An 18239-nucleotide genomic window follows, 5' to 3' on the forward strand; every position below is an offset into this window, starting at 1 on the left:
ACAACTCCCAAGACAGCCGGGACAGCACGGGACAAACGCCGGACAGCGACCGCACGCACACGCTGCACGAAGGAAGCCGGTGAGGGCAGCCCCGTCCCCACGGAACCCTCACCGGCTGGTCTTCAGGGAAGCCGTCGCGTCAGACGCGTACCAGCTGCCGCTCCTCGTCCGGGTCCGCGTCCTTGCGGTCGTCGTCGGACTTGGTGCGCAGCCCCTCGCCCTCGACGTCGACGTTGGGCAGGGCGCGGTCCAGCCACTTCGGCAGCCACCAGGCCTTCCTGCCGAGCAGGGCGAGCACCGCCGGGACAATCGCCATGCGGACGATGAACGCGTCGAAGAAGACCGCGATCGCGAGGCCGAAGCCGATCATCTTGACCATCGACTCGCTGGAGCCGATGAAGCCGGCGAACACCGCCATCATGATCACCGCCGCGGCCGTGACCACCCGCGCGCCGTGCCTGAAGCCCGTGACGACCGCCTGGCTGGGCTTCTCACCGTGGACGTACGCCTCCCGCATCCGCGTCACGAGGAACACCTCGTAGTCCATCGCGAGGCCGAAGACCACGCCGACCATGAAGATCGGCATCATCGACATGATCGGGCCGGTCTCCTCGACGCCCATCAGGTCGGCCATCCAGCCCCACTGGAAGACCGCGACCACGGCACCCAGCGCCGCCAGCACGCTCAGCAGGAAGCCGAGGGCCGCCTTCAGGGGGACCAGGATCGAGCGGAAGACCGCGATCAGGAGGAGGAAGGCAAGGCCCACCACCAGCGCCAGGTACGGGATCAGCGCATCGTTCATCTTCTGCGAGAAGTCGATGTTCATGGCGGTGGTGCCGGTGACCAGCACCTCCGCGTCCGTGTCGGCCTTGATGTCCGCGCCCGCGTCACGGATGCCGTGGACCAGGTCCTCGGTCTCGGTCGACGAGGGCTTGGAGTCCGGGATCACGGTGATCGTGTAGGTGTCACCGGCCTTGTTGGGCACCGCCGGGGTCACCCTGACGACGCCTTCCAGGTCCTTGATCTCGTCGGTCACCGTGGCGGCGGCCTCCTGGGGATCGTCGCTGGACTTGGCGTCGACCACCAGCATCAGCGGACCGTTGAAGCCGGGCCCGAAGCCCTCGGACAGCAGGTCGTAGGCGCGGCGCTGGGTCGTCGACGTCGGCTGCGAACCGTCGTCGGGCAGGCCCAGTTCGAGCGAGCCGACCGGGGCCGCGGCGGCGCCCAGGCCGATGACGCCGAAGAGGAGGACGGCGACGGGACGGCGGACGACGAAGCTCGCCCAGCGCGTGCCCATGTTCGGCTTGGGCTGGCTGTTCTGGGTGCTCTGGTCCTTGGAAGACTTACGGCCACCGCCGAGCAGCTTGCTCTTCGCACCCGCCGGCTGGATCTTGCGGCCCGCGTAGCCGAGCAGCGCCGGGATCATGGTGAGGGCGATCAGTACGGCGATGACGACCGTGCCGGCCGCCGCGAGGCCCATCTTGGTCAGCATCGGGATGTTGACGACCGCGAGACCGGCCAGGGCGATCACGACCGTCAGGCCCGCGAAGACCACCGCGGAGCCCGCCGTGCCGACCGCCCGGCCGACCGCTTCGTCGCGGTCGCGGCCCTCGGCGAGTTCGGCCCGGTAGCGGGAGACGATGAACAGCGCGTAGTCGATGCCGACGGCGAGGCCGATCATCATGGCCAGCGTGGAGGTGGTGGAGCCGAGTTCGAGCGTGTTGGCGAGGGCCGTGATGGTGGCGACGCCGATGCCCACGCCGATGATCGCCGTCAGCAGCGGCAGTCCGGCCGCGACCAGCGAGCCCAGGGTGATCACCAGGACGACCGCGGCGACCGCGATACCGATGATCTCGGTGGTGCCGGTCTCGGGCGTGGCCTGGAGCGCGTCACCGCCGACCTCCACGGTCAGCCCGGCGTCCCGCGCGTTCTGCGCGGCCTCCTCCAGGGCTTCCTTGGTGGAGTCCGCCAGCTCCATGCCGGAGACGTCGTAGCTCACCGCCGCGTAGGCGACCGTGCCGTCCTTGCTGACGGCCTTCGCCTTGTACGGGTCGGCGACGGAGGCGACCTCGGAGCCGTCGGACAGCTCCCGGACGGTCTCCTTGACGGTCGCCTTGTTCTCGGCGTCGGTCATCTTCTCGCCGGCGGGCGCCTTGAAGACGACCCGGGCGGTCGCTCCGTCGGCGCTCATGCCGGGGAAGCGGTCCTCCAGCAGGTCGAAGGCCTTCTGGGCCTCGGTGCCGGGGATGGAGAAGGAGGTGGTGCCGGCGGCGGGGGCACTGGCGGCGCCGACACCGGCGAGCGTCAGCAACGCCACCCATATCAGGGCGACGAAATGCCGTCGCCGGAAGGCGAGCCGGCCGAGTTTGTAGAGGAACGTGGCCACGAGGGCGTCTCCCGGTCAGGTCGTGGGGTGTTCAGGGGCAGGGTTGATCAACCCGGTGGGTGGCAGGGGTGATCGGCCCGACGACGTGAGCGGTCGCGTCAGGTACTGGTGGGGTACTGGTCGGGTACTGACTGAGGGGGATGCGGCTCAGGTGGTGGGCGCGCCGAGGGCGGGGAGGACCACGGCGTCGATGTACGAGGTGAGGAAGGCCCGGGTCGGCGGCTGATCCTCGATCAGCCCCCGGGTGACGAATGCGCCGATCATCATGTGCACCACGAATTCCAGCGCCGGGTTGTCCGCACGGATCTCACCCCGGTCGATGGCACGCTGCAGCACGCGACGGAACTCCGTCATCTCCGGCTCGATGAGCTGTTCCCGGAATTCCCGCAGCAGGTCGGGGCTGTTGTGCACCGCCATGGCCAGACCCCGCATGAGCGCGGCGTTCTGCTCCATCTGGCAGTCGTCCGCCAGCTCCATGTGGGCGTGCAGGTCGCCCCGGAGCGAGCCGGTGTCGACGCCGGCGAAGGAACCGGGTTTGTTGTGCCGGATGGCCTTCACCACCAGCTCGGCCTTGCCGCCCCACTGGCGGTAGAGCGTGGCCTTGCTGGAGCGTGTCCTGGCGGCCACGGCGTCCATGGTGAGGGCGTCGTAGCCGACTTCACGGAGCAGGTCGAGCACGGCCTCGTACAACTCGGCCGCGCGCTCGGGAGTGATACGACTGCGCCGCGGCGTTGCGACCTCAGCCATTCCGCTCACCTTCCTGTCCCGAACGACACATTGAACCGACTTCCGAACGATACGGTTTCGTACACGACGAAGATAGCGCAGCCCATCTACGAAACGAAACCGTTTCGTACGTGTCCTGCATCACGTACCGTCAGTTTTTCACGATTTGCTCCGTTTGGTTCCCGGACAAAGCATGGAAAGGTGACCTATCTGCGTCTGCCCCACCTCAGCGGTGACCTGCTGTGCTTCGTCGCCGAGGACGACCTCTGGCTCGCCCCGCTCGACGGCCCGGGCCGCGCCTGGCGGCTCACCGTCGACCGCACCAAGATCGGCCATCCTCGCTTCTCGCCCGACGGCCGCCACCTCGCGTACACGAGCTGGCGCAGCCTCGTCCCGGAGATCCATCTCGTCCCGGTGGAGGGCGGTGCGGGACGCCGGCTGACCTACTGGGGCAGCGCGGACACCCAGGTCTGCGGCTGGACCCCGGACGGCGACATCCTCGCCGTCGCCTCGCACGGCGAGCCCTTCTCCCACTTCACCTGGGCCTACAAGGTCTCCCCCGACGGCGATCCGGGCCGCAAGCTGCCCTGGGGGCCGGTCTCCGACATCCAGGTCGCCGACATCGAGGGGGAGCGCAGGACACTTCTCCTCACCGGCACCCCACCCCACGAACCGGCCTCCTGGAAGCGTTACCGGGGCGGGGCGACGGGCCGGCTGTGGCTGCACGGGCAACGCCTGCTCGCCGACCTGAACGGCCATCTGCACTCCCCCCTGTTCGTCGGCGGCCGCATCGCCTTCCTCTCCGACCACGAGGGCGTCGGCAACCTCTACTCGTGCGCCTACGACGGCTCCGACCTGCGCCGCCACACCGACCACGACGCCTTCTACGCCCGGCACGCCTCCAGCGACGGCACCCGGGTCGTGTACCAGTGCGCGGGCGACCTGTGGATCGTCGACGACCTGGCCGCGGACTCGGCGCCGCGCCGTCTCGACGTACGCCTGAGCGGGCCGCGCGCGGGCCGGCGTACGTACCAGGTGCCCGCCGCCCAGCACGTGAACGGCATCTCCGTCGACGAGACGGGCCGCGCGAGCGCGGTCGTCGTACGCGGGAGTCTGTACTGGCTGACGCACCGGGACGGACCGGCGCGCACGCTCACCGACACGCCCGGCGTACGGGTCCGGCTCCCGGAGATGCTCGGCTCGGGCGGCCAGGTCGCCTACATCACGGACGCGGAGGGCGAGGACGCGATCGAGATCGCCTATCTGCCGCGGGCCACCGGCGACCGCGAGCCGCGGCGGCTGGCACAGGGCGAGCTGGGACGCGTCCTGGAGATGGTCTGCGATCCGCAGGGCGAGCGGCTCGCGATCGCCGCGCACGACGGCCGGCTGCTGCTGATCGATGCGACCGAGGACTCGAACGGTGAAGTGACCGAGCTGATCCGGTCGATCAACGGATCGGTACGGGACCTGGCGTTCTCGCCGGACGGGGCGTGGCTGACCTGGTCCCACCCGGGGATCGGGCGCACCCTGCGCCAGATCAAGATGGCCCGCATCAAGGACCGTTTCATCGTCGACGTCACCAACGGCCGCTTCGAGGACGAGAACCCGGTCTTCACCCGCGACGGCCGCTATCTCGCCTTCCTCTCCTGGCGCGGCTTCGACCCGGTCTACGACGTCCACACCGGTGACCTCTCCTTCCCGCTGGGCTGCCGCCCGTACCTGGTCCCGCTCTCCTCCGCCACGCCGTCCCCCTTCGCCCTGAGCCCCGACGGCCGCCCGGCCGCCGGGGGCCTGGACCCGGTCGAGGAGGAGGAGCCCGGCGAGGCCGGCGCGGTGACCGTGGAGATCGAGGGCCTGGAGAGCCGGGTGACCCCGTTCCCCGTCGCGGCCTCCAAGTACTCGGCGCTGGCCCCGGTCGCGGGCGGCGGACTGGTCTGGCTGCGCTGGCCGATCTCGGGCGCGCTCGGCGAGACGTTCGTGAACCCGGACGACACCAGCGGCCGCCCCACCCTCGAGTACTTCAACATCACCAAGGCGAAGAAGTCCGAACTCGTCCAGCACCTCGACCTCTTCGCGGTCAGCGGCGACGGCACCCGGCTCGTCGTGGCCGACGAGGGCGACCTGCGCGCGGTGCCGTCCACGGAGTCCGGCGACAGCGACACGACGACCTGGATCGACGTGCGCCGGATCATGCACGAGGTGGATCCGGGTGCCGAGTGGCGCCAGTCGTACGAGGAGGCGGGCCGGCTCATCCGCGCGTACTTCTGGGACCCGGGGATGTGCGGCATCGACTGGGACGCGGTCCTGGAGCAGTACCGGCCGCTGGTCGACCGGGTGGCGTCGCCGGACGAGTTCGCCGACCTGCTCCGCGAAGTGCTGGGCGAGCTGGGCACCTCGCACGCCTACGTCTCCGCCGCCCGCCGCAACGAGGGGCCGGCGCAGTACCAGCGCTGGCAGGGCCTGCTCGGCGCCAACTTCGTGCGCCGGGACGACGGTTGGACGGTCAGGCGGATCCTGCCGGGCGACTCCTCCGACTCCAAGGCCCGCTCCCCGCTCGCCGGTTCGGGGATCCGGGAGGGGGCGATCCTGACCCATGTGGACGGACGCCCGGTGGATCCGGTGGCCGGCCCCTACCCGCTCCTCGCGGGCGCCGGCGGTACGACGGTGGAGCTCACGTTCACCCCGTCCGGGGGCGAGGGACGCTCCCGCCGGGTCGCCGTCATCCCGCTCGTCGACGAACGGCCGCTGCGCTACCAGGACTGGGTGGCCAAACGCCGTGCGGTGGTACGGGAGTTGAGCGGCGGCCGCTGCGGCTATCTGCACATCCCCGACATGGGCGGCTCCGGCTGGGCCCAGTTCAACCGCGACCTGCGGATGGAGGTCTCGCGGCCCGCGCTGATCGTGGACGTGCGCGGCAACGCCGGCGGGCACATCAGCGAACTCGTCATCGAGAAGCTGACCCGCACGATCCTCGGCTGGGACCTCACCCGCAACGCACAGCCGGTGTCGTACACCTCGAACGCGCCCCGCGGGCCGGTGGTGGCGCTGGCCGACGAGGCCACGTCCTCGGACGGCGACATGATCACGGCCGCTTTCAAACTCCTGAACCTGGGCCCGGTCGTCGGGCAGCGCACCTGGGGCGGAGTCGTCGGCATGACCGGCCGGCACCGCCTGGGCGACGGCACCGTCATCACGGTCCCGATGAACGCGGCCTGGTTCGACGCCTACGGCTGGTCCGTCGAAAACCACGGTGTCGCCCCTGACTTGGAGGCACTGCGCACCCCCCTCGACTGGGCGGAGGGCCGTCATGCCCAACTCGACGACGCAGTCCGGCTGGCCCTGGAACTCCTGACGACCAATCCGGCGGCCACACCCCCGGACCACGGCGACATCCCGGACCGCTCCCGCCCCAAGCTCCCGCCGCGGATCTGAGCGCCGCCCCCGTGAACGAAGGAACGCGGGGCGCCCTCACCAGGGCACCCCGCGTCAATCGGCCGAGGCCGAGGACAAGTTGACGGACGTCACACGTCGTAGTCCTGGTCGAAGCGGTCCTCCGCCTCGCGCTGCTCGCGCTCCGTCTCCCGCCGGCTGCGCTCGCCCATCGGCTCGCCGCGCTCGCCGCGCTCGCGCTCACGCTCGTCCTGCTGACCGCGCTTCTGCTTGGCCTGCTGCTTGATCTGCTCGGCCTTGTCCTGGAACTGGTCCTTCATGCCCATGAGATTCACTCCCGTTGTGGGTGAGGGGATCGGGCCTCGACCAGATTTACACGGACGGACTAAGCACGCATTTCGATCAACTACGCTGTGTAGCGCGGGCCTGTTCATCAGCGGCGCCGCCCGCACCGACGAGCCCGGTCCGCATCCCCTGCAGCCGGTCCGCGAACCGCCGCATCTCCCGTTGTCCCACCGTCCCGATGATTCCCGGCAGATACCCGCGGACCCCCTGCATCCCGCGCAGCCACCACTGCCCGTACACATGGCTCGACCGCCGCTCGATCCCGGCGACGATCCGGTCAACCGCGGGCCCCAGCGGATACGTCTTGTTGGACGGCCACGGCAGCCGCTGCCTCAACTCCCGCATGACGTCGTCCTGATCGGCCCCACGCACCATGTCGGTGTCGGTCCACGACAGATACGCGACGCCCACCTTCACACCCTGGTACCCGACTTCGGCCCGCAGACTGTGCGCGTACGCCTCGACGCCCGACTTGGAGGCGCAGTACGCGGTCATCATCGGCGCCGGCGTGATCGCGGCGAGGGAGGCGATCTGGAGCAGATAGCCCCGGCTCTCCACCAGCACGGGCAGGAACGCCCGGGCCGTCACCGCGGATCCGATCAGGTTGACCTCGATGACCCGCCGCCACGCCTGCGGATCGGAGTCGACGAAGGGACCGCCGGTCGCGACACCGGCGTTGGCGACGACGATGTCGACCTTGCCGAAGCGTTCCTTGACTTCGCGGGCCACCCTCGCCATGGCCTCGTGGTCGGTGACGTCGGCGTGCCAGTGGTCGCTGTCGCCGTGCAGCCGCGCGGAGACCTCCTTGAGCGCGTCCGGCTCCAGCCCGACCAGCGCCACCGTGGCGCCGCGCGCCGACAACTTCCGGGCGAGCAGCTCACCGACGCCCCGCGCGGCCCCGGTGACGACCGCGACCTGCCCCTGCAGGCTCACCCTGCTCATGCGCCCTCCTTGACGTCGGTGTCCGCCGCGCTGTTCACGTAGGTGGTGACGAGTTCCCGGATCCTGCCGGTGACCAGCTCGGGCGCCTCCACCGGTGTCATGTGCCCGAGCCCGGGCAGCTCGGTGAGCCCGACGCACTGCGGCAGTGCGGCGACCAGGGCCCGCGCGTGCACCGGCGGAGTGAGCCGGTCGTGCGACCCGACGACCACCGCCGTCGGTACCGCCAACTCCCGTACCCCGTGGTCGAGGTCGAGCAGGTCCAGTACGTGCGACCAGGCGTGGCGCACCTTGCGCGGGCAGGCGTGCACGATACGTGCGCAGGCCTCCACCATGTGCGGGGCCGAACCGGCACCCATCGTGGCGTACTTGAGGATCCGCCGGGCGAGCGGCGTGACCGGGCCGAGCGGCGCCCGGGAGCCGAGGACACGCCGCGTCAGCGCGGTGCGCAGCCGGCCCGCGCGCAGCGGCAGCACCGTCGACTCGGCGACCAGCCGTGAACTGCCCGTGCTGCACAGCAGGACGGCCGCCGCGTGCGCCTGCAAGCGGGGGCGCGCGGACGCGGCCATCACCGTCATGCCGCCCATGGAGTGTCCGGCGATCACCGCCCGTTCGCCGGGCGCGAGCGTCGCGGCGAGCACGGCTTCGAGGTCGTCGGCGAGCGCCTCGGTACTGCACGCCGGGCTCGCCGGGCTGCGTCCGTGGCCGCGCTGGTCGTAGGCGATGACCCGGTGGTCGGCGGCCAGGGCCCGGATCTGCGCCGCCCAGAAGGCGGTGGAGCAGGTCCAGCCGTGGACCAGGACGACGGGCGGTGCCTGCTCGGGGCCGTGCACCTCGACGTGCAGGCGGGAGCCGTCGGCGGAGGTGACGGTCAGTTCGCGGGCGGGGACGGGTGGGGCGTAGGGGCCGGATGAGACGTGCATCAGGCGGCTCATACGGCGGCCTCCACGGTGTCCTGCTCGCCGGTACTGACCTCGGTTCCGGGCCGCAGCACCGCGTACTCAGCGAGATCCACCCGCCGTGTCGCGCGCCGGAACTCCCCTGTCGTACCGGGCCAGATGGTGGTGTTGCGGCCGGCCGCGTCCAGGTACCAGCTGGTGCAGCCGCCGGTGTTCCACACCGTGCGCTTCATCCGCTCCTGCACCCGCCGGTTCCAGGCGTGCACGGCGCTCGGGCGGGCGTCGAGGGCGACACGTCCGCCGAGCACGTCCAACTGCCGTACGAAGTCGGCCATGTAGTTCAGCTGGGACTCGATCATCAGGATCATGGACGAGTTCCCGAGGCCGGTGTTGGGCCCGATGATCGTCATCCAGTTGGGGAACCCCGCCGCGGAGGCGCCGCGCAGGGCCTCCATGCCGCCCTTCCAGACCTCCGCAAGCGTCCGGCCCTCCGCCCCGACGACCCGCTCGGCGATCGGCATGTCGGTGACGTGGAAGCCGGTGCCGAAGACGATCGCGTCGACCTCGGCCTCGGTGCCGTCGGAAGCGATGACCTTCGAGCCGTCGATCCGGCTGAGCCCGCTCGCAACGACGTCCACATTGGGCCGGGCGAGCGCCGGATAGTAGTCGCTCGACAGCAGGATCCGCTTGCAGCCGATGCGGTAGTCGGGCGTGAGCCTGGCGCGCAGGGCCGGATCCTTGATGGCTCGGGCCATGTTGCGCTTGGCCAACTGCTCGACCAGGCCCAGCTCGTCGGGGTGCTTGGTGAAGGCCTGGACCTGCAACTCGCGGATCCCCCAGAGCAGTCCACGCCGGAGCTGGGTCGTCAGCGGAACGGCGCGGTGCAGCCGGCGCTCGGCGCCGCTGATGGCGCGGTCGATGCGGGGCATCACCCAGGGCGGGGTGCGCTGGAAGAGGACCAGTTTCGCCACGTCGGGCTGGATGGCCGGCACGATCTGGATGGCGGAGGCGCCGGTGCCGACCATGGCGACCCGCTTGCCGCGCAGGTCGTAGTCGTGGTCCCAGCGGGCCGAGTGGAAGACCTTGCCGGGGAAGGTGTCGAGGCCGGGGATGTCCGGGACCTTCGGGTCGGACAGGGGGCCGGTCGCCGAGACGACGAAGTCGGCGGTGAGCCGGCCGGAGCTGGTCTCGATCTCCCAGCGCAGCTCCTGGCCGTCCCAGGTCATCTTCTTCACCTCCGAGTTGAAGCGGAGGTGCGGGCGGAGCCGGAAGACATCGGTGACGCGCTCCAGGTAGGCGCGGATGTGCTCCTGCCCGGAGAAGGTGCGCGGCCAGTCCGGGTTGGGCGCGAAGGAGAACGAGTAGAGATGCGACGGTACGTCACACGCGCATCCCGGATAGCTGTTGTCCCGCCAGGTGCCGCCGACGCTGTCGGCCCGTTCCAGGACGACGAAGTCGGTGATCCCCTCCCGGCGCAGCCGCACGGCCGCCCCGAGCCCGCCGAACCCGGACCCGACCACCGCGACCCGCACATGTTCGTGCTCGTGCTCGGCCATTCCGCCTCCACGCTTCGCTCGCGACTCCGCCAGTGAACACTGGCGCAATGGGAGGGTAGGGCAGCTCCGTACTGATGGGTAGGGGGCGCGCGTCAGGAAAGTTACCGGCAGTACGACTTAGGGTGCGTTCGTGGCAGACAAGCGTGAGTACCGCATGGAGGAGCTGGCCCGGCTGGCCGGCATCACAGTGCGCACCCTGCGCTTCTACCGCGAACGCAAGCTGATCCCACCACCGCGCCGGGAAGGCCGTATCGCCTGGTACGACGACCACCACCTGGCCCGGCTGCGCACCATCGGAGCGCTCCTCGAACGCGGCCACACCCTGAGCGGCATAGCGGAACTGGCCGAGGCCTTCGACAACGGCCGCGACGTCGGCGACCTTCTCGGCCTGGGCGCCCCCACCGAGGAAACCCCCGTCCGCCTCACCCCCGAGGAACTCGCCGACCACTTCGCGGGCCAGGCCACCTCCGAGAACCTCGCCGCCGCAATGGAACTCGGCTACCTCGGCACCGACGGCGACGAGATCGTCCACATCAGCCGCCGCCTGCTGGAGGTGTCCGCCGCACTGGTGCGTGAGGGCATCCCGCTCGCGGAGGTCCTGGCGGCGGGCAAACGGGTCCGCGAACACGCCGACGCGCTGGCGGAGTTGTTCGCCGACCTGGTCCTGCGCCACGCCACCGAGGACGACCTGCCGCGCCTGCGCCCGCTGGCCCGCAGCGTGGTGGAGGCGGAGCTGTCGCTGGCCATGGACCGGCGGCTGCGGAAGAAGCCGTAGCCGCAGGCTCGATCAGTGCTCGAAGACCACCGTCACCGGCGCATGGTCCGACCACCGCTCCCCGTGCGTGGCCGCCCGCTCGACGACCGCCTTGACGGCGCGTCCGGCGAGCCCGGGCGTCGCCACCGCCAGGTCGATACGCCAGCCCGTGTCGTTGTCGAAGGCCCGCCCCCGGTACGACCACCAGGTGTACGGCCCCGCCACGTCCGGATGCAGCGCCCGCACCACGTCGACGTACCCGCCGTCCCCGGCGTCGAAGACCCGCCCCAGCCAATCCCGTTCCTCCGGCAGGAAGCCGGAGTTCTTCGTGTTGCCACGCCAGTTCTTCAGGTCGGCCTGCTGGTGGGCGATGTTCCAGTCGCCGCAGACGAGCACCTCACGCCCGTCGGCGGCGGCCCGCTCGCGCAGGCCCTTCAGATGGGTGAGGAACTCACTCATGAACCGGACCTTCTCGTCCTGCCGTCCGGTCCCGACCTCGCCGGAGGGGAGATAGAGGGAGGCGATCGTCACACCGGGCAGGTCGACCTCGACGTAGCGCCCACTGTCGTCGAACTCGGCCGACCCGAATCCGATGCGGACGGCGTCCGGCGCACGCCGGCTGTACAGCGAGACGCCGGCGCGCCCCTTGGCGGCGGCGGGGGCGTGTACGACATGCCAGCCCTCCGGCGCGCGGACCTGCTCGGGCAGCTGCTGCGGCTCGGCGCGCACCTCCTGCAGACAGAGCACATCGGCTTGCGTTCCGGCGAGCCACTCCACGAAGCCCTTCTTCGCGGCGGCCCGCAACCCGTTCACGTTCACAGAGGTCACAGTGAGCACCCGGGCACGATACCGGCACACTGGAGAAAGTCCGGATTCGATTACCGCATAGATGTACGATAACCAGCATGAATATACGCCGCGTCCCCTTCGACCACCCCGACGCCGTCAAGCTCAACGACGAGGTCCAGGCCGAGTACCACGAGCGCTACGGCGACGGCGGCGACGCCACCGTCCTCGACCCGTCGGACTTCCGGTCGCCGAACGGCGTCTACCTGATCGCCTACGACGAGTCCGACCGCCCCGTCGCCACCGGCGGCTGGCGCAGCCGGGACCGGAACGGCGAGGGCAACGAGGACGGCGACGCCGAGCTCAAGCGGATGTACGTGATCAGGGAGCTGCGTGGCCGCGGCCTCGCCCGCCGTATGCTCACCGCCCTGGAGGACGACGCCCGCGCGGCAGGCCGTGTCCGCATGGTCCTGGAGACCGGCACAGAGCAGCCGGAGGCCATCGCCCTCTACACCTCCAGCGGCTACGAGCCGTGCACCAAGTTCGGCTACTACCGCTTCCACGAGAACAGCCGCTGCTACGCGAAGCCCCTCGCCTGACCCGGCATCAGCCGGGCCGGGGGCAGGCACCAAAAAGGAGCCCGCCCGATCAACCGATCGGGCGGGCTCCTGTCAACCGACTCCGGGTTTCCCCGGGGCAGTTGTTGCGGTGGACCTGAGGGGATTTGAACCCCTGGCCCCCTCGATGCGAACTATGGGCAGTGTGGTCGCAGAGGTCTGGACGGCACGTCAGACGGTCACTCAGGGCCGTTGGTGTTCGGGGCTGGTTGCGGTGGTTGCTGTACTTCCGTGCTGTACAGCAACCATGCTGACCACCGCTTGAGGAGTTCCTTCCGGCCGCCCAAGGGCCGGGTATGCGGCTCGCTGGCGGACGCTAAACAGAATGTGTAGCGTCCCGCAGCGTCCGGCCACCCTCCGCTACAAAGGGCGCGTTTCCGCAGGTCAACACGGCTCATAGCATTGGGCCGGTTGCGTGCGCTGCCCCCTTCGGAACAACGAAGAGACCACCCATCCGGCCGGGGTGGTCTCTTCGTTCTAGGGCCTGTCCGACGGGTCGCGTCACCGACCCCGCACCCGACAGCACTGTCACCCGAATGGCCCAACACGACGTGCCACCCATATGGGTGAACATCAAGCTGGTTAGTGCCCCAACCGAGGCAATCCGTGAAAGGCGAACCAAATGCGCATTCGACGAATCCTCGCCACCGTCATCGCCACGGCAGCCCTCGCCGGGCTCGGCCTCACAGGCGCCGCCACCGCCACCGCACAGCCAAACCCCGTCAGCCCTGAGCAGTGCAGGCAGGGCGGCGGAACGCCCGATTTTAGGGACTTCACCTGCAAGGGCGGTACGTACGACGGGCGGTTCCTCATCGACTAAACCCCACAAGGCGCCCCGCAGCCACGCGCTGCGGGGCGCTCCCACGCGAGCGTAGCCGGGAGAGTCGCTGCCAGCGAGGCGGAACAGCGGCTCGCCGTGCGCGGAGCGGCCGACCTGTTCGGCGAGGCACAAGCTGACTCGTGCCCCAACCGAGGCAATCCGTGAGAGGGGAACCGAATGCGCATTCGACGAATCCTCGCCACCGTCATCGCCACGGCAGCCCTCGCCGGACTCGGCCTCACAGGCGCCGCCACCGCCACCGCCGCCACCGCACAGGGTGCCCCATCCGACGTCACCCCTTCTGAGTGCCAGCAGGGCGGCGGAACGCCCCATCTGGCGGACAGCACCTGCGAGGGCGGTACGCACAACGGGGAGAGGCTCGACTAGGGCCTGTCCGACGGGTCGCGTCACCGACCCCGCACCCGACAGTCATGTCACCCGAATGGCCCAACACGACGTGCCACCCATATGGGTGAACATCAAGCTGATTAGTGCCCCAACCGAGGCAATCCGTGAAAGGCGAACCAAATGCGCATTCGACGAATCCTCGCCACCGTCATCGCCACGGCAGCCCTCGCCGGACTCGGCCTCACAGGCGCCGCCACCGCCACCGCCGCCACCGCACAGGGTGCCCCATCCGTCGTCAGCCCTGAGCAGTGCAGGCAGGGCGGCGGAGAGCCCCGGATCGACTTGCCGGGCAACCCCTGCGTGGGCGGTATATACGACGGCCAGGCGGTCGACTAAACCCCACAAGGCGCCCCGCAGCCACGCGCTGCGGGGCGCTCCCGCGCGAGCGTGGCCGGGAGAGTCGCAGGGACTGTGCCGACCCGTCGGGCAGGCTAGGTCTGAGTCGGCCCGGAAGCACGCGGCGGGCGGGAGCTCCCGAACGCCGTCGCGCGAGCGCAGCGAGCTGACGGAGCACTTCGGCTTGAGCCACCCTTACGACGTGGATGGAATGGCGGACCGCCTCACCGCCTGGTGGACGTCGATCCGCACGCAGGAAGTCTGAGCAGTGAGAACGGCCCGGTGCGGCTCAGGGACGGCCCGACAGCCGAACGCTTAGCCACGATGGTGGTGCATCTAGCGGAGCGCCCATGACGGGCTCGGCCACATCGCGGCAGCAGCTGCTCCCCCTCGACCCATCTCCCGGCGCTGGTCCGTTCACGCTGTCGCATCCGTGACGGCGGCGGTACGGCGGCCCGGTTACGCCGGCCTTTTCTGCCCGGCCTGGTCGCCCGGCCCCGGCGCCACCCCTTCCGCTGCTTGCCTGATCGACAGCACAACGGCCTTGGCCGCAGTCGGCGGCGCTCGTGCCACGTAAACCGCTCAGCGATGCCGCCCCTCTCCATGGGCTGTACGGGTTGCTCCCACCTGCCCCCTGCACGCGGCGCGCCGCCGGGCGCGGCCAGCCGGGGCGAAGACAGGAGGCAGGCCGCGCCGCAAAGGCGGCGCGCTCCCCGCGCCGTGCGCGGGGTCTTGATGATGTAGGGAAACTTCCACCGCAGAGGGCTTCGGGTGCCTAGATGACGGCACTTCGCTCGGCCAAGTTGCGCAGCGACTCGGGGATGCGAGGGTCCGAAAGCTGGATCAAGTCGCGGATGACCTCGCGGGCCAAGTGGTGGTCGTGGATCTGTTCAGGCGCCAGGGCCTCGGCCTCCATGAGTGCGGCTGTGGCCTCGCCGACGTGTCGCCGCTGCGCGTGTGCCCGCGCCACGTCAAGCAGGAAACGTGACTGCCGCTCTGGCGAAAGGCCCGATGCGTCAACATGCTGGGCCACCTCTAGGGCATGTCCTGCGTCTCCCAACTCCACTGCCGTACTTACGGCGTGGATCTCGACGTTCGTCGGCCCGAACTCGGTGTCGAAGTCGTTGCGGTCCCCGCCCAACCGCGCTGCGATTCCGCGTGCTCGGTCGATGTGCTCGTGGGTCCGCCCTCGGTTGCCCTCCCTTGCGTTGATCACTGCAAGGACGAGGTTCATGGCGCCAAAGAGCGAGAGCTCTTCCGGGGGGCACGCCGGGGCCTCCGTCCTCGGACCCATGACGGTCACAGCGGATTGTGCTGCCTGCTCGGCCTGCTCCATGTGCTGTTGCCGCATGAAGGCGTGCGCCATTCGGAACAGACTTGCGACGACTTCCAACGGCTGCCCTGCAAGTTCGGCCGCCTGCAGTGCTCGGTCGGCGGCGACCCACGCCGCATCCGCCTGATCTTGCCGGGTGAAGCTCGCCGCGGTCGCCTGGTACGCCTTGGCGCGCAGGGCGTGGAGCTGTGCGCGTTCGCCTGCTGGTGCATGGCGTACTGCGGCCTCAATGCTCGGGAGAAGCTTGGCGAGATGATCGCTCAGCGCCGCGTAGCTCGATGCATGCACGAGAGTCCACGCCTCGTCTACTTGCTGACGGAAGTCGGCAAGCGATGGAGTCGGTTCAGCCGGGGGCTGCTGGAAGAGGCTGCCGAGCGCGGGGTGACCTGTAAGAGCTACCCGTAGACCATCGAGGTCGTTGCTCTTCGTCTGCTGCTCTGGCTCGCTTTCCTCCGCCGGAGCAGCATCCAGCCGTAGCTCGCGCACAGGCACGTTGAGCGCATCGGCAAGCGCTTGAAGAACCGACAGCCGCTCGACAGGCTGTACGCCTCTTTCGACCTGCGACACCCAGCTCTCAGAGCGCCCCATCGCGGCAGCAAGGTCACTCTGTGACATGCCTCCGGCGCGGCGCAGCTCCTTCACCCGCTGGCCAACGGTCTTGGTCTCGGACACCGTCACTTTTCGGCTCCGGTGGGGTACTTGCCGACGTACGGATGAAGGCGGTCAACCTCGGTCTTCTCGACGTACTTGGAACGCTCGGCCAGGAAGTGACGCGTGTGCGGCTGACGTTCGTGCTCCTCGAAGGCAGCGCGATCGGCGTACAGCTCAAAGAAGATCCGCTCATTGGGCGCGCCCTCGACCTCATGGCACGCATAGACCAGCGTCCCGGGTTCGTGTGCCTGGATCCCTGCGGCGGTCTCTCGAATCAGTGCGTCAAACGCCTCGCCGGCCCCGGCGCGCAGCGTGAAGCGGACAAAAAGACCATAGTTGCCCATTCCTTCCTCCTTCTTGTCGCACTCAGTCTCCCAGACTCGGAGTTCCCCTACTAGTCGCAGTTTTTCTGTTGACTCGCAGTTTTTCTGCGAGTAGCTTCGATAGTGTCGCACCAACAAGCCGCCCCGAGCTGCGTGCCATCCGCCAAGATCACAACGCAGCCCGGGGCTCATCCCAAAAGGGAGACTCCATCATGCGTCAGATCCCCGTCGACACCTCCGGCGCCACCCTGATGGTTGCTCAGCCTCCGCAGACGAAGATGCGTGACAAGCGGAACGGCGTGATCGCCACCGACACCGACACTGGTCAGACCCTCGTGACGGTGGATGTGCTGTTCGTGATGAACGGCAACGCGGAGGTCGTCACCGTGACTGTGGCCGAGCCGGACATCTCTGGTGACCTGGAGATGGGCACCCCGATCGCGATTACCGGCCTGGTCGCCCGGCCGTGGGAGAACGAGTTCAACGGTCAGAAGCGGCACGGCATCAGCTTCCGCGCGATCGCTGTCACGTCGCTGGCTGCTGGTGCTTCGACGCCGAAGGCAGCCTGAGCCGTGACCTGGTTAACCGTCGCTCTGCTGCTGGTCGTCGTCACCGCGGGTCTCCTGCGGTGGCGCCGCCCCGCCTGGTACTGGATGACCTTCGGCGTCACCCTCGCCACGCTGCGGGTCCTGGTCCGCTACGCCTCCGTCATGGACGCCTGCGGGCTGACCGTCCCGCCCTCCCGCTGGCGCCTGGCCCTGGCCCGGGCCGCCAACCGTCCCGCCCCCGGCCCCCGCGCGCCGCGGATCCTGCGGATACGGCCGACCCGGACCGGCCTGGTCCTGCGGCTGGGGCTTCGGCCCGGTCAGGACGCCTTCGACGTCGCCGCTTCGTGTGACCGGCTGCGGCACTCGTTCGCCCTGTACGGCGTCACCTCCCGCGAACTGCGCTCCGGCGTCGTTGAGGTGCGGATGACCGGCTACGACGTGCTCAAGCGGGTGCAGATGCCCGCCAAGACCGACACCTGCCCGATGCGGGTCCCGGTCGCCCTGCGCGAAGACGGCGCCATCCACTACCGCGACTACCGCGCCGTCCCGCACGCCCTCACCCTCGGCGCCACCGAGTCCGGCAAGTCCGTCTACCAGCGCAACCTGGTGGCCGCGCTCGCCTCACAGAAGGTCGCCCTGGTCGGCATCGACTGCAAGGAAGGAGTGGAGCTGTTCCCGCTGGCCCGCCGGTTCTCCGCGCTGGCCGACAACCCCGACACCGCCGCCGAGTTGCTCGATGCGCTCGTGGCGCACATGCAGGACGTCTACCAGCTCATCCGCGCCGAGCAGCGCATCACCGCGGACGTGCCGGATGCCGAGATCGCCGCCGACATCTGGAACCTGCCCGAAGACCTGCGGCCGGTGCCCATCGTGGTCCTGGTCGACGAGGTCGCCGAACTCACGCTCAGCGCCAAGAGGAACGACCCGCGCCGGGACCGGATCGTCAAGGCCCTGGTCCGCCTCGCCCAGCTCGGCCGCGCCGCTGGGATCTACCTGGAGATCTGCGGGCAGCGCTTCGGCTCCGAACTCGGAGACGGCATCACCATGCTCCGCGCCCAGCTCACCGGCCGGACCGCCCACCGCGTCAACGACGAGTCCTCCGCCAAGATGGCCTTCGCCGACATCGCCCCCGATGCCGTGTTGGCCGCGATCCAGATCCCCACCGACATGCCCGGCGTCGCCATCACCGGCGACTCCACCGGCGGCTGGGCCCGCATCCGCGCCCCGCACACGTCCCTGCGGCAGGCCGTCAACACCTGCAACCGGTACGCCGACCTGACCCCGGACCTGCCCGCCCTGGCCCCGTTCCGGCCCGCGCTCGGCATCCCGAAGCCTGCGGATGCCCCGGCCGTGGAGTCCATCCCGGCCACCACCTGATCACTCCCGCTCTCCGGTCGGCGTGACCGCCTTCGCGCCAGGTCC

At 69.8% G+C, this 18239-nt stretch carries 16 protein-coding genes; 7 read left to right on the forward strand and 9 right to left on the reverse strand.

What is annotated here, in order from left to right; genetic code table 11:
- Positions 1 to 139: 139 nt before the first annotated feature.
- Positions 140 to 2386 (reverse strand): MMPL family transporter, encoded by a 2247-nt coding sequence (locus ACFV7R_RS11340; protein ID WP_385262459.1) that lies wholly within the window; start codon positions 2384 to 2386, stop codon positions 140 to 142.
- A gap of 147 nt (positions 2387 to 2533) precedes the next feature.
- Positions 2534 to 3133 carry a TetR/AcrR family transcriptional regulator gene (locus tag ACFV7R_RS11345; RefSeq protein ID WP_385262461.1) on the reverse strand — a complete coding sequence of 200 codons (600 nt, stop codon included), beginning with the start codon at positions 3131 to 3133 and terminating at the stop codon, positions 2534 to 2536.
- A 180-nt stretch (positions 3134 to 3313) separates the two neighbouring features.
- Here ACFV7R_RS11345 and ACFV7R_RS11350 point away from each other — a divergent pair, with 180 nt between their 5' ends.
- The gene (locus ACFV7R_RS11350) at positions 3314 to 6544 is read left to right on the forward strand and encodes a S41 family peptidase (protein ID WP_385262464.1); all 3231 of its coding nucleotides are present in this window, start codon (positions 3314 to 3316) and stop codon (positions 6542 to 6544) included.
- A gap of 89 nt (positions 6545 to 6633) precedes the next feature.
- On the opposite strand, the gene ACFV7R_RS11355 is transcribed toward ACFV7R_RS11350, so the two are convergent.
- The 4 genes from ACFV7R_RS11355 to ACFV7R_RS11370 all read right to left on the reverse strand — a co-directional run bounded on the left by ACFV7R_RS11355 (position 6634) and on the right by ACFV7R_RS11370 (position 10241).
- Positions 6634 to 6828: a hypothetical protein gene (locus ACFV7R_RS11355; RefSeq protein ID WP_385262466.1), complete on the reverse strand. Its 195-nt coding sequence runs from the start codon at positions 6826 to 6828 to the stop codon at positions 6634 to 6636.
- Between the two features lie 76 nt (positions 6829 to 6904).
- Positions 6905 to 7789 carry an SDR family oxidoreductase gene (locus ACFV7R_RS11360; protein ID WP_385262468.1) on the reverse strand — a complete coding sequence of 295 codons (885 nt, stop codon included), beginning with the start codon at positions 7787 to 7789 and terminating at the stop codon, positions 6905 to 6907.
- Positions 7786 to 8721 carry an alpha/beta fold hydrolase gene (locus tag ACFV7R_RS11365; RefSeq protein WP_385262471.1) on the reverse strand — a complete coding sequence of 312 codons (936 nt, stop codon included), beginning with the start codon at positions 8719 to 8721 and terminating at the stop codon, positions 7786 to 7788. The genes ACFV7R_RS11360 and ACFV7R_RS11365 overlap by 4 nt, the downstream gene beginning before the upstream one ends.
- The gene (locus ACFV7R_RS11370) at positions 8718 to 10241 is read right to left on the reverse strand and encodes a flavin-containing monooxygenase (protein WP_385262473.1); all 1524 of its coding nucleotides are present in this window, start codon (positions 10239 to 10241) and stop codon (positions 8718 to 8720) included. The genes ACFV7R_RS11365 and ACFV7R_RS11370 overlap by 4 nt, the downstream gene beginning before the upstream one ends.
- A gap of 130 nt (positions 10242 to 10371) precedes the next feature.
- On the opposite strand from ACFV7R_RS11370, the gene ACFV7R_RS11375 reads away from it, so the two are divergent.
- Positions 10372 to 11016 carry a MerR family transcriptional regulator gene (locus ACFV7R_RS11375; protein WP_385262475.1) on the forward strand — a complete coding sequence of 215 codons (645 nt, stop codon included), beginning with the start codon at positions 10372 to 10374 and terminating at the stop codon, positions 11014 to 11016.
- Between the two features lie 12 nt (positions 11017 to 11028).
- Here ACFV7R_RS11375 and ACFV7R_RS11380 read toward each other — a convergent pair whose 3' ends face one another.
- Positions 11029 to 11832: an exodeoxyribonuclease III gene (locus tag ACFV7R_RS11380; protein ID WP_385262477.1), complete on the reverse strand. Its 804-nt coding sequence runs from the start codon at positions 11830 to 11832 to the stop codon at positions 11029 to 11031.
- 68 nt (positions 11833 to 11900) lie between these two features.
- Between ACFV7R_RS11380 and ACFV7R_RS11385 the strand changes: the two genes are divergently transcribed.
- The 3 genes from ACFV7R_RS11385 to ACFV7R_RS11395 all read left to right on the forward strand — a co-directional run bounded on the left by ACFV7R_RS11385 (position 11901) and on the right by ACFV7R_RS11395 (position 13605).
- Positions 11901 to 12380 (forward strand): GNAT family N-acetyltransferase, encoded by a 480-nt coding sequence (locus tag ACFV7R_RS11385; protein WP_385262479.1) that lies wholly within the window; start codon positions 11901 to 11903, stop codon positions 12378 to 12380.
- Between the two features lie 640 nt (positions 12381 to 13020).
- Positions 13021 to 13218: a hypothetical protein gene (locus ACFV7R_RS11390; protein WP_385262482.1), complete on the forward strand. Its 198-nt coding sequence runs from the start codon at positions 13021 to 13023 to the stop codon at positions 13216 to 13218.
- A 177-nt stretch (positions 13219 to 13395) separates the two neighbouring features.
- A complete protein-coding gene (locus ACFV7R_RS11395) occupies positions 13396 to 13605 on the forward strand; it encodes a hypothetical protein (RefSeq protein ID WP_385262485.1) in 210 nt (69 codons plus the stop codon).
- Between the two features lie 1132 nt (positions 13606 to 14737).
- Here ACFV7R_RS11395 and ACFV7R_RS11400 read toward each other — a convergent pair.
- Both ACFV7R_RS11400 and ACFV7R_RS11405 read right to left on the reverse strand, forming a co-directional pair.
- Entirely contained in the window at positions 14738 to 15973 is a 1236-nt protein-coding gene (locus ACFV7R_RS11400) for a helix-turn-helix domain-containing protein (protein WP_385262488.1), read from the reverse strand.
- Entirely contained in the window at positions 15970 to 16290 is a 321-nt protein-coding gene (locus ACFV7R_RS11405) for a putative quinol monooxygenase (RefSeq protein WP_385262491.1), read from the reverse strand. The genes ACFV7R_RS11400 and ACFV7R_RS11405 overlap by 4 nt, the downstream gene beginning before the upstream one ends.
- Before the next feature lie 191 nt (positions 16291 to 16481).
- Here ACFV7R_RS11405 and ACFV7R_RS11410 point away from each other — a divergent pair, with 191 nt between their 5' ends.
- Positions 16482 to 16838 (forward strand): hypothetical protein, encoded by a 357-nt coding sequence (locus ACFV7R_RS11410; RefSeq protein WP_385262494.1) that lies wholly within the window; start codon positions 16482 to 16484, stop codon positions 16836 to 16838.
- Between the two features lie 3 nt (positions 16839 to 16841).
- Positions 16842 to 18194 (forward strand): FtsK/SpoIIIE domain-containing protein, encoded by a 1353-nt coding sequence (locus ACFV7R_RS11415; RefSeq protein WP_385262497.1) that lies wholly within the window; start codon positions 16842 to 16844, stop codon positions 18192 to 18194.
- Positions 18195 to 18239 lie beyond the last annotated feature (45 nt).

Origin of the sequence: Streptomyces sp. NPDC059866 (genome assembly GCF_042731325.1) — a bacterium.
Lineage (GTDB): Bacteria > Actinomycetota > Actinomycetes > Streptomycetales > Streptomycetaceae > Streptomyces > Streptomyces flavusporus.

What these genes read in the sequence shown, in the direction of transcription:
- ACFV7R_RS11355 (WP_385262466.1), bottom strand. Translation starts at nt 6,828, where the DNA reads ATGGGCATGAAGGACCAGTTCCAGGACAAGGCCGAGCAGATCAAGCAG.
- ACFV7R_RS11405 (WP_385262491.1), bottom strand. Translation starts at nt 16,290, where the DNA reads ATGGGCAACTATGGTCTTTTTGTCCGCTTCACGCTGCGCGCCGGGGCC.
- ACFV7R_RS11410 (WP_385262494.1), top strand. Translation starts at nt 16,482, where the DNA reads ATGCGTCAGATCCCCGTCGACACCTCCGGCGCCACCCTGATGGTTGCT.
- ACFV7R_RS11370 (WP_385262473.1), bottom strand. Translation starts at nt 10,241, where the DNA reads ATGGCCGAGCACGAGCACGAACATGTGCGGGTCGCGGTGGTCGGGTCC.
- ACFV7R_RS11345 (WP_385262461.1), bottom strand. Translation starts at nt 3,133, where the DNA reads ATGGCTGAGGTCGCAACGCCGCGGCGCAGTCGTATCACTCCCGAGCGC.
- ACFV7R_RS11360 (WP_385262468.1), bottom strand. Translation starts at nt 7,789, where the DNA reads ATGAGCAGGGTGAGCCTGCAGGGGCAGGTCGCGGTCGTCACCGGGGCC.
- ACFV7R_RS11385 (WP_385262479.1), top strand. Translation starts at nt 11,901, where the DNA reads ATGAATATACGCCGCGTCCCCTTCGACCACCCCGACGCCGTCAAGCTC.
- ACFV7R_RS11390 (WP_385262482.1), top strand. Translation starts at nt 13,021, where the DNA reads ATGCGCATTCGACGAATCCTCGCCACCGTCATCGCCACGGCAGCCCTC.
- ACFV7R_RS11365 (WP_385262471.1), bottom strand. Translation starts at nt 8,721, where the DNA reads ATGAGCCGCCTGATGCACGTCTCATCCGGCCCCTACGCCCCACCCGTC.
- ACFV7R_RS11395 (WP_385262485.1), top strand. Translation starts at nt 13,396, where the DNA reads ATGCGCATTCGACGAATCCTCGCCACCGTCATCGCCACGGCAGCCCTC.